Source organism: Chitinophaga sp. RAB17, from assembly GCF_052114225.1.
Lineage (GTDB): Bacteria > Bacteroidota > Bacteroidia > Chitinophagales > Chitinophagaceae > Chitinophaga.
The window spans coordinates 239454-253633 of the sequence record NZ_JBFREI010000006.1; the positions used below are offsets into that span (position 1 = coordinate 239454).

General features: G+C 45.6%; 9 protein-coding genes. 4 read left to right on the plus strand and 5 right to left on the minus strand.

Annotated features, from left to right (window positions below; all coding sequences use genetic code 11):
* Window positions 1-102: 102 nt before the first annotated feature.
* The 4 genes from AB4Z08_RS20695 to AB4Z08_RS20710 form a co-directional block, all read right to left on the minus strand.
* The gene (locus AB4Z08_RS20695; protein WP_441575685.1) at window positions 103-1107 is read right to left on the minus strand and encodes a M57 family metalloprotease; all 1005 of its coding nucleotides are present in this window, start codon (window positions 1105-1107) and stop codon (window positions 103-105) included.
* Window positions 1108-1473: 366 nt separating this feature from the next.
* A complete protein-coding gene (locus AB4Z08_RS20700) occupies window positions 1474-9222 on the minus strand; it encodes an amino acid adenylation domain-containing protein (RefSeq protein WP_441575686.1) in 7749 nt (2582 codons plus the stop codon).
* 473 nt (window positions 9223-9695) lie between these two features.
* Window positions 9696-10436, minus strand: coding sequence for an alpha/beta fold hydrolase (locus AB4Z08_RS20705; protein WP_441575687.1), 741 nt, complete (start codon window positions 10434-10436; stop codon window positions 9696-9698).
* 192 nt (window positions 10437-10628) lie between these two features.
* Entirely contained in the window at window positions 10629-10889 is a 261-nt protein-coding gene (locus tag AB4Z08_RS20710; protein ID WP_441575987.1) for a carbohydrate-binding domain-containing protein, read from the minus strand.
* A 98-nt stretch (window positions 10890-10987) separates the two neighbouring features.
* On the opposite strand from AB4Z08_RS20710, the gene AB4Z08_RS20715 reads away from it, so the two are divergent.
* The 4 genes from AB4Z08_RS20715 to AB4Z08_RS20730 all read left to right on the plus strand — a co-directional run bounded on the left by AB4Z08_RS20715 (window position 10988) and on the right by AB4Z08_RS20730 (window position 13802).
* Window positions 10988-11884 (plus strand): helix-turn-helix domain-containing protein, encoded by an 897-nt coding sequence (locus AB4Z08_RS20715; RefSeq protein WP_441575688.1) that lies wholly within the window; start codon window positions 10988-10990, stop codon window positions 11882-11884.
* Window positions 11885-11987: 103 nt separating this feature from the next.
* Complete coding sequence (locus AB4Z08_RS20720; protein ID WP_331957746.1) at window positions 11988-12392, plus strand: VOC family protein; 405 nt, start codon at window positions 11988-11990, stop codon at window positions 12390-12392.
* 24 nt (window positions 12393-12416) lie between these two features.
* The gene (locus AB4Z08_RS20725; protein WP_441575689.1) at window positions 12417-13031 is read left to right on the plus strand and encodes a YdeI/OmpD-associated family protein; all 615 of its coding nucleotides are present in this window, start codon (window positions 12417-12419) and stop codon (window positions 13029-13031) included.
* Window positions 13032-13223: 192 nt separating this feature from the next.
* Complete coding sequence (locus AB4Z08_RS20730; RefSeq protein WP_441575690.1) at window positions 13224-13802, plus strand: dihydrofolate reductase family protein; 579 nt, start codon at window positions 13224-13226, stop codon at window positions 13800-13802.
* On the opposite strand, the gene AB4Z08_RS20735 is transcribed toward AB4Z08_RS20730, so the two are convergent.
* Entirely contained in the window at window positions 13790-13921 is a 132-nt protein-coding gene (locus AB4Z08_RS20735) for a hypothetical protein (protein ID WP_441575691.1), read from the minus strand. The genes AB4Z08_RS20730 and AB4Z08_RS20735 overlap by 13 nt on opposite strands.
* Window positions 13922-14180 lie beyond the last annotated feature (259 nt).

Consider the following 14180-nt stretch of genomic DNA (forward strand, 5'->3'; position numbering starts at 1 on the left):
TTGTATATCAAATAAAAACGGCCTGGCACATACGCATGCCAGGCCGTTTGGGTAAAATTAACCTGTCTTTATATGCTCTTTCATAATGAGAGGTGATGGCCGTTATGGCAATACTGCGCAAACGCCATTGAAGTATTCAAAGTAGTTACCACTTACGGAACCATCACTCCATTCGTAATGGTATGTTCTCTTGCAGCGCGGATGTCCGCCAACTGAAGAATTCTGTACATCGGTAATAATTTTTGTTCCGGTCCGGCATATGCCATTAATCAGCTTTTTACCTTCACCAACACAAGGGGGAGGAGCGCCATAAAGGTAATTGATCGCGATGATGTCGTTGGCGTTGAATGGCCGGTCGCCACCGCTGGTACATGCCAGCATCCAGCTGTTGGGGTCTTCTGCTGTGGGTGTTCCTGGAATGTTGATAGCTCCTACGCCGGCATCTCCTTCATTGCCACCCCAGCCGCAGCTGTAAGTACGGTTGAAATAATCAGTATGCCGGAAGCCTATACAATGCCCTATTTCATGGGCAATGATGGTAGTTATATAACCCTGGTCAGGATTGTTGCCAATGCTGTTGGCGTTGAGCAGGATGGGGCTGGGAGGGGTGCCGTTTGCATCAGGGAAACCGGCAGATTGGCCCAGTACATTGGGATCATTGAAAATACCTCCTGCAATATCAATATTACCATTGGCCGCTACACGCTGAAAGGTAAGCCGTAGATTAAGTGCATTGTAACGCGCTATTGCTGCATCGGTAGCAGTGGTATAAGCTGGTGGCAGGTTGGTTACAGAAATGGTAATAACTCTGGGGAGGCCGGTAATCAGGTTAGTAGTTCTGTATTGTTCTGTATTAGCTATATGGAGCTTTTGTAATGTCGCCGCCTGATCAATTTTTTCGGCTGTCAGAAAGATATCGCCTTCAACAATATATCCGTTTTTTGATCTTATTACATGTTGTGTATTAAATCCCTGTGCCTGTAACTTTTTTATTACGTCCGAAGGAATGTCTTCTTTTGCGGTAGATGACTGATCATGTTTGGTACAGGAGAAAAATAAAGTGAGGGCAATCCCGCACATAGCGAGCCCACTGATAAAAGTTTTCATAAATGAAGGTTATTTGAAAGGTGATTGAATTGAGTATAAAGACAGATGGCATTGCGGATAACAAATTAAAAGGGTATACAATGATTTGGTTAACTTCACTTCTCCATGGCACGAAGTGGCATGAATTATAAAACGGGCGATAGGTCACTTCCCTCTAATACAATAGTACAAAAAATAGACTGATATTTTTTCAAATGAAAACGAATCAAAAATATTGAGCTTTGCAGAAGGCTGATAGCCTACATCTATCTGCATGGAACCATTTACAACATTATAGTCTAAATAAAAAAAGGACAAACAAGCATAAATCTCGTTTGTCCTGTCAAGTCAGGATGTACACAATAATTCTGACTGTTGAAACCGGAGTTAATTAATCAAAAGCCCTAAATCGCATATCTTATCATGCGGTGATTGTATGATACGCTGCAGGATCGCTATATATTGTTCGAATAGGTCCAGTATCATCTCCTTTTGAAAGATATCTGTATTATATTCTACTGCAAACCGCAACCCATCGTGACGTTCCCGGGCGGCAATATTCAATTCAAATTGACTGGTTTCATGCCTGATGGGGATCTCCGATGCAGAAAGTCCTTCCAGGTCAAGTTTAGGAACATCGGGCATATTCTGCAGGAGAAATATCGCCTGGAAAAGCGGCATTTTCTCCTGGTCATGAGGATATTGAAAATTGTCCAACATCATTTCCAAAGGTACCTCCTGGTGTTCATATGCCTCCAGGATGACTTTCCGGGCCTGATGAAGAAATTGAATAAAATCCGGATTGTCACGTAAGTCGCTGCGAAGTGGAAGCAGATTATTGGAAAAGAAACCTACAAGTCCTTTCTGTTCCTGTTTCGTCCTGCCAGCCATTGCCGTGGCTATGCAGATGTCATGTCTGCCACTGTAACGGTATATGGCGACCTTAAAAGCTGCGAGCAGCGTCATGAACAGCGTGCAATCTTCCTGTTGTGAAAGCTGCCGGAGTGATTGGACCAGTTCCATATTCAGCTGGAAATAGAGCATGGCGCCTTTGGTAATGGTGGATGACTTACCCCTGTTATCCGATGGAAGCAGCCAGGGTGTATAGCCATGCAGTTTTTCCTTCCAATACAGAAGACCCTTTTCCAGCATGCCTGAAGCGATATACCGATGCTGCCATAATGCATAGTCTGCAAACTGTAGTGAAAGAGGAGGCTGCTGGCTGGAGCTTCCTGCAACAAATGCATTGTACATTTCGATGAATTCCTTCATGATGATTGATAATGACCAGCCGTCCGCTGCAATGTGATGCAGAACGATGACGAGTATGTGCTCCTCCTTATCCAGACGCACCAGGCAAGCTCTCAGCATGTAATGCCTGGAAAGATCAAAAGGGGTATTCACCAGGGACATGATGAGGTCCTGAAGGCATGCCTCAGAAAGATCGGTCATTGAATGATCGAGCTGATGTAATTCCCAGTCGTCTCCGGTAAGGAACCATTGGTATCTGCTGCCTTCTGATTGATCCGTTTGTATGATGGTTCTAAGCGCCTCATGACGCTTGATGATCCCTGCGAAGGCCGCTGCCAATGCATGACTGTTACAATCGCCAGTAAGCTTGTAAACCCGGTTGATGTGATAATGCACCGATCCATATTGGTTGTCGATCTGCCATAATTCTTCCTGGCCAAAGGAAAGGGGGATTGCCGGGACGGCCTGCCGGTCAAATGGCGTAATGTCTTCCATAAAGGAATTTTCGGGGTCCTTTCCGGCAAGGAACAAGGCTAGTTTTTCCAATGTTCTGTGCCTGTACAGATCACCAACCGTCATAGTGATCCCGAATTCTTTTTTAATATGCGCCTTTAACTGCATCAGGAGTAGTGAATGTCCTCCCAATTGGAAGAAATCGTCTTTGCGACCGATAGCCGGCAACTGCAACAGCTGTTGCCATATGGCCTCCAGGGCCTTTTCCCGGCTATTTTGAGGTGCTTCGTATCTACTACCCATTGCCTGTGGGTCCGGGTCAGGCAGCCCCTTCTTGTCGATTTTGCCATTGGTTGTTAAAGGAAAGGAGGTCATCGGATGGATAATGGCCGGGACCATATAGGATGGTAATGATGCGACAAGGTATGCTTGCAGGGCTGTGATCTCATATGCCCCCACCGGTAGTACAACGTAAGCAATTAGTTGCAGGAAATTCCTATCTGTCTGGCGGGCAACCACCACTGCCTGCCTTGCAAAGCCGCTCCTGATGATCATCTCTTCGATCTCTCCCGGCTCAACCCGAAATCCCCTGATCTTCAATTGCTGGTCCGCCCGACTTATGAATTCAATAGTTCCATCGGACAGGTAACGGGCCAGATCGCCGGTTCGGTATATCCTGCCGGTGGTAAGACTGGCTCCATCTACAAAACGCTCTGCGGTAAGATCGGTATGCCGGTAATATCCCCTGGATAATCCATCTCCGCCTACGTACAATTCTCCTGTTACACCCACTGGCATATTTTGCCGGTGAGCGTTCAATATGAAGGCAGATCTGCCTGCGAGCGGGCGCCCGATCGGAATGTTATTATCAGGTACCTGTTTTATGCGATGGGTCAATGAGAATGTAGTATTCTCTGTCGGCCCGTATCCGTTGATGATCTCCAGGTCGGGATAGGCTGAACGCAATTTTTGTATATGCGTCACCGATAGTTTTTCACCGCCAGCTAATACGGTTCGCAGACCGTTGAATATCGTAATGTCGTTTTCGATCAGTTGATTCAGCCAACTGGCTGTGAACCACATAAGGGTGATGCCGTTATTACGGATCGCCAAACGAAGAAGGTCGGTATCCAGGAGATCCTCTTCATGACAAAGTACTAAGCGGCCACCATTCAAAAGCATCCCGAAATATTCAAAAGTAGTGGCGTCAAATGAAGGGGAACCGGTGGCAAGCAACCTATCTGATGGTCCGAGGGAGACAAAATTTCCTTCTTTCGCCAGGCTGATTACCCCGCGTTGTGTGATCATAACGCCTTTGGGTTGTCCGGTCGATCCGGACGTATACATCAGGTAGGCCAGGCTGTCGGGGTCGTTGTCGGTTAGAATTTCCTCTCCAGGTACTGTTTCGGCAAGTTCTTGTATATCGTCTATATTAATGAGCGCTGACGCTGGTAATAACCCCTTCAACAGGGGATGCATAAAGGTGGAGGTGATGATGAATGCAGGTGCCAATTCTTCCAGCATGCGTTCCGTGCGCTGCATGGGGTAGGATGGGTCCAATGGCACGTATGCGCCCCCCGCTTTCAATATGCCCAGGATGGCGATGATTAGTTCGGGTGACCTGTGTATACATACAGGTATCAGCTGCTCCTTGCTGATGCCTTTAATGACAAGCAGTCTGGCCAGCTGGTTGGCCAGTCTGCCCAGTTCTGCGTAGCTTATCTCTACGTTTCCGGCCTGCAACGCGATCGATTCCGGCCGCAGTCTTACCTGTTCTTCAAACAGCATGCTGATCGTTTTATTTGCCGGATAGGGAAGGGGGGCAGACGGTATTATTACCTGGTCCCCGGAGGTCAGGATCATCGATCTGTCAATCTCTTCATGGAAATTATAAATGATTTGGTGCAGCGCCCTTTCGAAATACTGATGGAATGTTTCGATCGTTTTTCCGCTTTTAAATGTCCGGGATTGGGAGAATAGGATAGACAGCGTATTACCGGTGATATTTATCGAACAATCCAGGTAAGTATTGGTGAGCGCAAAATTGCCGTAGGTTATGCTGTTGTCGTCATCTACTGACCCATGGAACAGCCCTTTTTCCAACTGGTCATATACATGGAAATTGATAAAATTAAAAATTATATCAAAGAACGGATTCCCATTGTCGCGGACTTCCTTGTTCACTGCCGCTATCTCAGAAAATGGCAGCCTTTCATAGGTCTTCAGTTCGAGTTGCTTTTGATCTATCTGCCTGATGAATTCTTTCCATCGGGTTCCGGGAGGTGGGACCGGGAACCTGAAAGGGACGGTATTCAAAAAGCAGCCTAATATCCTGTCGCCGTCTTCAACGATGGGCCTGTTGTTGGTTACGAGCCCGATAGTAAGCTCTTCTTCATAAGTGAATACGCTGACGGTATAATATAAGGCTCCGAGGAACAAGCTTTTCAATGGAACGTTCGCCTCCTTTGCCCTTGTTTTTATTGCTTCGAAGATGGCCGGATCGTATTTTCGGATATATCGCTGTACCATCTTTTCTGTTGAAAATATATCAAGCGGCTTATAACCATTCATTTCCTTTTGCCAGAAGGTCCTGGACAAGAGGTTATTGCTTTCGGCGATGCCTTCGATGACATAATCCCTGTAGCTTCCCTGCAAGGCTGGTAATATGACAGGTGCATGTGCATCCCTGAACTGCAGGTAACAATTATTTAGTTCGGTGTTCAAAGCCGACACGCTCCATCCATCCAGGATGGCATGATGGGTCTGCAAAATGAAAACATTGCGCGTTTTGAAAGTGATGACCGCTGCCCGCCAAAGAGGAGCCAGCGTACAATCGAATGGTTTCTCCCTTTCTTTCCGAAGCCAGGAACGGATATGGTCCGGGGCAAATTGATCATCAATATGCTGGTGATCGATCACTTCAATACGGACGGGAACAGACCGGTAGACTATTTGCATGCCCACAGGATTCCAGTCAGGGCGAAAGGCTGTCCGTAGTATACCGTGTTTTTCGGTCACCAGAGACAATGCTTTTTCGAATAATGAGATGTCGGTGTCTTCAGGCAACCAATAAGTGAACTGATCGTGATAGATTGCCTGTTCAGGCTCCCGGGCTGAAATGAAGATCATTCCCTGCTGGACAGCGCTCATTGGAAAAATGTCTTCTACAAGATGGGCATCCTGCAACTGGGCCAGTAATGTTTGTTGCTGACTAGATACAGACTGCATGATCTGCCGGTATGTTTCTTTGTTCTCTGAGGAATGATCCATCTCCCCGATCAGAGACGCAAGGGAGGCAATGGTGGCTCCCCGGTAAATATCTGCGACCTGTATTTCTTTTGCGAATATTTTCCGCATCCGGCTAACGATCCTGATCAAACGGATGGAGTCTCCTCCGAGGTCAAAGAAGTTATCATCTATGCCGGGTTCTTTCACTCCCAGTATCTCTTCCCAGATGGCAGCGATCCGGCTTTGTGTTTCATCAGTCGGCCGTTTTTTTTCAGCATTGACGCGGACCTGCTCCCCCCGGGCAGGTAATGCAGCCCTGTCGATTTTACCATTGGAGGTGAGCGGCATTTTTTCCAATTGGATAATATTTGCAGGGATCATGTATTCCGGAAGCCTGCTGCGCAGGCTCCATAAAATGCTATTACAATCGACGGGTTGAGTGGTCACTACATAGGCGACCAATTGTTGCTCTCCGGCATGGCCCGCCTTGTCGGAGGTGGCCATTACAAATGCCTGTTTCACATGCCCGTTTTGAAGAAGAGCACTTTCTATTTCGCCGAGTTCGATACGATAACCTCTTATTTTTACCTGGTTATCTATCCTGCCCAGATATTCCAATACTCCACCCGGATGCCATCTGGCCAGATCACCGGTCTTATATAACCGGTTGTAGTTTCCTTTACTAAATGGGTTTGGAATGAACCGTTCGGCTGTCAGGTCCTCACGTTTCAAATACCCCCTTGCCAGACCCGCACCGGCAATATACATTTCTCCGGGTACCCCAATTGGCAGCAAGGCATGGTCATTGTCCAGCATAAAGACCGCCAGAGATGGAATCGGACGGCCGATCATGCTTCCCGGACTATCCAGCAGGTCGTCTTTGATCTCCTGGAAGGTAACGTGAACGGTTGTTTCTGTGATACCGTACATGTTGATCAGCCTGCAGGCAGGATACATTTTTTTCCAGGGTCTCAGTAACATTGGATTTAATGCTTCTCCGCCAAAAATGACATATCGCAGGGGAGTGGATGACATTACTGGATTGTCTGTCATATATTCCTGAAGCACGTAAAAAGCCGCGGGTGTCTGGTTCAGGACAGTCACTCCCTCCGCTATCAATAAAGCAGCGAATGCAGGCGTATCCCGGGCCATATGTTTGGGTACAATAACCAGCCTTCCCCCATAGAGCAAGGCGCCGTACATTTCCCATACCGAAAAATCAAAACAATAGGAGTGGAAAAGGGTCCATACATCCCCGGCATGAAAACCATACATGTCCCTGGTCTGATCAAACAGGCTGATCACATTTTTGTGTTCGATGATCACTCCTTTGGGCCTGCCGGTGGAACCAGACGTATAGATGATATAGGCTGCATCGTCTGCTCCGGGTCCATATTGGCCGGAAGTGTTGGTTTGAGTGGCCGGGATGTTGCGACTAATGGGAGGAACCTCCTCATCCAGTATGATGATCTCTCCGCCGAATACCGGGGTAACCAGCGGTAAACATTCCCTGGTGGTAAGGACAAGCGGTGCGGAAGTGTCTTCGATCATAAAGCGGATCCTTTCGGACGGATACGCCGGATCTATTGGCACATACGCTCCTGCCGCCTGCAAAACAGCCAGCAGGGCTATGATCATATCCGGCGATCGTTCCAGACAAACCGGTACCAACATTCCCCTTCCGATCCCGCGGCTTCGCAGATATTCCCCGAGGTGCGCTGATTTTTCCATCAACTCCTTATAGGTCAGATGCGACCCATTGCATGATATGGCTATATTCTCCGGAGTGCTGGCAGCCTGTTGTATAATCCTGCCAATGATCGTTGCCCCGGGGTCATGGGGGATTATGTCTCCTGCAGATCCCAGCAGGGATCTACGTTCCCCGGGGGGCAGGATATCTATGCTGCGCAGCGGGTTGTTCATATTTCCATGGAATTGCCCCAGGATGTACATGATCCTGGCAGGAAAAAGAGCGGCTTCTCCGGGCAGAAAATATGCAGTCCGGTAGATTATGTTCAATTGCAGCGGCTGATGCTTTCCATAATCCTGCCAGTATACGCGCAGTGGTCTTTTTTCATATTCATTCCAACACTGGTGGAACGTGGTACTGATACCTGCTCCAAAATCCAAACCCAGGTCCAGCATCAGGTGATTGACCACGATCTCAAAAAGGCTATCATCGGATGATTTGTCTTTGATCAATGTGCTCAGATCATTCAATGTGACATGCTGATTATTATAATCTTCTTTTTGACTTTTGCTGATATGGTCCAAAAGATCGGTTAAGCGCATATCCGGATCATAACTGCCTATAAACGGAACGATGCCTGAGAACATCCCGACAATGCTGCGTTGTACACCATTTTTACGTCTGTGCCGTACAATGCCCATCAATAATTCAGACTGTCCTGTTGTCCTTGCAAAATAAATGATCAAAGCGGCTACCGTAAGTTTTTGAAGCGTCATGCCAGTGCGCGATGATAAATTGTCCAGTGAACTTCTCTTTGCTTCAGTCAATGCGTAGGAGAACAAACCGCTGGTTTTTCCCGCTGTATCTGCGTTGTTGTATTTAAATGTGAACAGTTTTGCTGGTCGTGTCTTCAGTTTCCTGGTCCAGTATTGTAATTGTCGTTGATATTCATCGCTGCTGTAGAACGGCAGCATATCTGCCGTCTCTATGGCATAAGAAGGATAGGTAGTATCCGGTATTTCACCTGCGATCAGCTGTCTGTATTTTTCAGCAATAGCTTTCAACCAGATCTGGTATCCGCTTCCATCGATCAGAAGGTGGTGGAAACGGAAGTAATACCAATAACTGTCCTCACTGATCCTCATCAGATGGTGCTCGAATAACTTACCCCCTTTTTGCACGCGGAAAGGGATATTGCCTTGCTCCTGTATCCATTGCCGGGCTGACTGCTGTGGATCCTTTTGCTGACGGTAATCCCGGTATTCGAGCATGACTGGATCGGGTTTATCTGCCAGATAACCTACCGGCTGCTGGTCTGCCAGATCGAAACTCATGGCAAAAATGTCGTGCCCTGAATTGACGATGTCCAATGCTTTTTTGAATGTTTTTATGGACAAGGCTCCGTTTAGGATAAGATAGCCTGTAAGGATATAACGAGGGCTGTCGGGATGGATCAATTGGTCCACATAAATATCCTGTTGGGCTGGATGGAGGATGAAACTGTTCTTGGGCATATGAATTGGGTTTTCTACAGAAAAATAAATTTCATGTTGCGGGATAGTCATGGAAATACATATTACAAGGGAGACACATGCCTGTCCTTGCAATATTTAGAAATGGGTCTGCTTCAATGGTTTATGGGAATCGCAAACAGGTTACAGAAATAAATGAAGATGAATTTTCCCGTGATGAATTATTTAGCGATGACATAATAAGGGTTTTAGGTCTAGATTGAATTTGGTGTATAATAATGCTGGCATAATTACAAAGAAGTTACAATTTTTTTTTCCGATACCAATACCTGGTTATAAGGATTTTCCCAGGCAGCGTTGTAAGGATAAACCTGGATATAAAAGAGAGGGAATGGAGAATGATCAAAACGAGCATGAATCTCATTTGTCCTGTCAGGTAGGGTGGGCTGGATTAGAACCAGCAGCTGTTTATTCCTTAACCGGACTGCATAAGATTTGCACCCCGGAAGAACAGATTAATCACGGAAGTAATTCATGATGATTTTACTAATGGTATCCGCTTTATTAAAAACCATGAGATGTCCGCCGCCCTTAATGCGATAATCAGGATGCAGCAATTTGCTGGATATTACCCTGTCGGTAGTCCCATGTATTTGAATAGTTCTCTCCGGTGCTTCTTTATTGTCCCAATAAGCAATTTCTTTCAATGCCCAACGAAAAAAAGAAACATCTGTATTCCTTAACAATTCCGTCAGTGCTTTTTTATCATATGGTGACCGGGCACCAAAGTAACGATAAGTAAGAAAATTAGTGCGCTTTATCAGCGAACGGGGAATGATTCGATATATCCCCATTTTCATGAAAAAAAACTGCACTCTGTTCAATTCACTCTTTGTTCTGACTGAAGAGATCAATACCATTTTTTCTACCCTTATCTGCTTCGATACTTCCACTGCTATTATTCCGCCAAAAGAAAGCCCGATTATATACGGATTTTCAACGGTGATCAGGCTTTTTATCCTGCCTGCATACTGCGTTAATGATTCATTCGGCAATGCAGGGATCCAGGAGATGTAAACTTTATGATAGCCGGGAAGCTTCAGGTTCATAAATATACTTGAATCTGCCCCGAGGCCACTGAAAAGATACACCGTCTTTTGTGCTGTTTTAGCTGTATCTCCCGGCGGGCGGGCGGCCACCAGGAAGCTACTGAACATAAATAATACAGAAAAAATCACTTTCACACTTTGCGCCATAGATTTCCTTATTTACTCGCCTTTTTTAACGTAATAGCTGGCGATATTAACAAAAAAAAGTTAATCGCTAAACCATAGCGTTATTTAACCCGGGTTTCAAGAACCGTGCTAAATGAGGCAGTTTTTTCATTTTTTTCAGGCGTAAAGTAAGAAACCGCCTCCATGAAATTAGGAGGCGGCTTTTTGGGGATACTATAAACTAACCCGGTTATAGAAATTGATACTTAAAGAACCGGAAACTATTTTCAATCGTACAGTATGCAGGCTATTAGCCGGGAAAGCGAGGGAGCCTGCATCTATGAGTGACCAGACCCCGTTGCCTGTAACCGGCATATCGATGACAGGAAGATCTGTTCCGTCTACGCTAAACCGGATGGAAGCAGCCTGGTTGGAAGAATAGCGTACCTGGAATTCAGTTTGTTCCCATAAAAAAAGGCCTGACGTTTGAAAAATTCATCCCTTGCCTGAAATATTGCAGAATATACTTCTTATTTTTATCGCCAGATCATTTTCTGTTAGAAGAGTTGATATGACGGATTTACATAGATTTCATGAAAATAAAAACAACCCTTCCTTATTATACCGAAATAAACGATTTCCTGGCATCTATCCCCTGGCCGGGGCGGACGGACAATCCAGACTTTTATTGTTTGCGTTTAAAAAAGCTTGAAAAGGATGTGCAGGTTTACCGGCCGCCTTTTAAGCGGTCATTCTATTTCTTTGCCTTGCTGTTTAATTCAGGCAGGATACAGGTGAATTATGGGGATCAAACTGTTCAGGACCCTGACTCTTATCTCGTTCTCCATTCACCTAACCTGGTGTATAGCTTTGCGCATAACAACGGGTTGGAAGGGTATATTATCTACTTTAAGCAGGAATGCTTTTCTTTCTTCAAACCAGATTTTCATCAGCAGTTCCCGTTATTTGATCCATTGCATACTAACCTATTTATGTTTGACCATGCCACATTTGAACAATTAGCCCCGCATTTTGAAGCGGTGTTTAGTGCATATGAAGGATCGGCCAAATCACAGCATATGGAAGCAAGGTTAAAACTCTTAGGACTGCTGTATCATTTGGAGGAATTCAGTCTTGAGAGGAAAAAGGAAATCCGCCTGGCTACAACGCAGCAAATACTCCTGCGTAAATTTACACAGTTGATCGACAATCATTATATCGATAAGCGCACGGTGCAGGAGTATGCAGATATGCTTGCTGTTACTGCCAATTACCTTTCACAATCTGTTAAGCAGGTTTCAGGTAAAAATGCACTTACTTTTATTGCCGAACGATTAACGAACGAGGCAAAGTCGCTTATACGATACACTGATTTTGAGATCGCCGAAATCGCCTATCAGCTCAACTTTTCAGATCCGGCCAACTTTGGCAAGTTCTTTAAAAAACAGGCTGGATTGTCGCCTTCTGAGTTCCGAAAACGGCACAAGTGATTAAATAGACCTGTTTATCCAAGTTTTCGACCATCTGTTTTGAGACGTACTGCTTTTCTTTGTTCCATCAAATTAAATGAACCCGGAACGGGAAATCAGGAACATGGCAACAAAAGTATTTATTAATCTTCCTGTAAAAGACCTGAACAGGTCAAAACTCTTTTTTGAGGATATTGGCTTTCACTTTAATCCGCAGTTTACGGATGCAAACGTTACCTGTATGATGATCAGTAACGGTATCTATGTGATGCTGCTTACGGAACCCTACTTTCAAAGTTTTACGGATAAAAAAATAAGCGATGCGCGGAAAGCCACTGAGGTATTGATCACGCTGGACGCGGGCTCAAAAGAAGAGATTTCTACCCTGGTGAACAAGGCGAAGTCGTTGGGCGCAATGGTTTACCGTAAGCCCGTTGATCATGGATGGATGTATCAGCACAGTTTTGCTGATCTGGACGGTCATCAATGGGAGTTTACCTATATAGATGAAACGCAATTACCCTGTTAAACAATCAAACAAATATTTAACATCATGAACCATCATTCAGAGCTAGACGCTTACATCGCCAATGCAGCAGATTTTGCAAAGCCAATCCTGGAGCATTGGCGACAGATCATTCACAAAACCTGTCCGGATGCAACGGAAGCTATTAAATGGAGTTTTCCTCATTTTGAATATAAAGGCGATAACTTATGCGTGTTGGCAGCATATAAGCATCATTGCTCCTTTACATTTTTGAAAGCAGAATTGATGAGTGATAGCCGTCTGAAGGCAAGTAAGGATGTAAAGCCGATCCAGCGGTTTTTAGGAAAGGTGACCAAATTAGCAGACCTGCCGCCCGACAAGGAATTTGTAGCGATGCTAAAGGAGGCCATGCTACTGAATGAGAAGGGCATTAAAATAAAAAGGGAAAAGCCGGAAACAGATAAACCTAAAGTATTTGAAACTCCCGATTATCTGCAGGTTGCATTAGATGCCAATCCCAACGCAAAAGCGGTTTTTGAAAGCAAGTCCAATTCTTTCCGCAAGGAATATATTGTATGGATAACGGATGCAAAGACAGATGAAACGCGGCAAAAAAGAATAAGCGAAGCCATAGAATGGATGGCAGAAGGTAAAGGAAGGTTTTGGAAGCATCAGAAATAAGTACTTGTCGCCTCAGATATATTTATCCACGGTGCTTTGGGCTTTCCACCTCTGAGCCAGAGAGCTTAGGGAATTGGAACTGTTAATGGTTCGCAAATTAGATTAAGACGCAATTGCCCCCTTGAATTGTCGCTTTAGCCCATCATGAGTTCGAAAAGGGCGGGGTACATTTGGGTAACAAAAATTTTAATTATGCGAAAGTTAATGATGAAGATGTCGATAACTGTTGATGGTTTTATAGCCGGTGTTAATGGCGAGATGGATTGGGTATTCAAGACAGGGGATGAAGCATCGAAAACCTGGGCCGTTGAGATATGCCGGACGGCAGGCCTGCATATCATGGGCAGGAAGTCGTTTCAGACGATGGCGCCTTACTGGCCGACTTCGACCGATGTTTTTGCCACGCCGATGAACGAGGTTCCTAAGGCTGTCTTTACCCAAAAAGGATTTGAAGGCCTCGATCGGGGTGCCGCACAGTCGCCCGCCGCAGCGTCCTGGGCTGAGGCGCGGATCTTCGACGGCGATCTTGCCGAAGGAATCAGGAAACTCAAAGCCGAGCCGGGCAACCCGATTTTAGCACATGGCGGCGCGGAATTTATGCGTAGCCTCATCGTAACGGGTCTTATCGATGAATACCACCTGGCTATCCATCCCATCGCATTGGGCTCGGGGTTGCCCATCTTCACCGATCTTGTAAAACCGCTTAACCTGAAGCTGGTGGATGTAAAAGCTTTCCCGGGAGGTGTCATAGGACACACTTACCAGGTATAATAAGTATTACAGGTATTCGAGTTAATACAGGCGGCCAGATGTTGTTCCTCCGAATAAACAGGCGGTACAGCAGGTGTTGCACGCTCCCGGGCCCGCAGCTCTTTTTTCAGATTGTCCATACTTGTTTGATAAGATTCCGCATAGGCCCCGGGCAGCCAGTCAGTTGGATATAATTGAGGTTCGGTAAATTTGTAGTTACTATCAAGTATCTCAACTCGCAAGACGCATTTTAAGGGTGCCTACTTACGTCAATCTAATGAAGAATTTAGAAAATGATAGATGCTGAGGCACGAAAATGGGCCGGCATTCACTCCTGATAATTCCAGATGATCTTATACTTAGTATAATATTTGTTATCATTGGCTATATTTATGACGG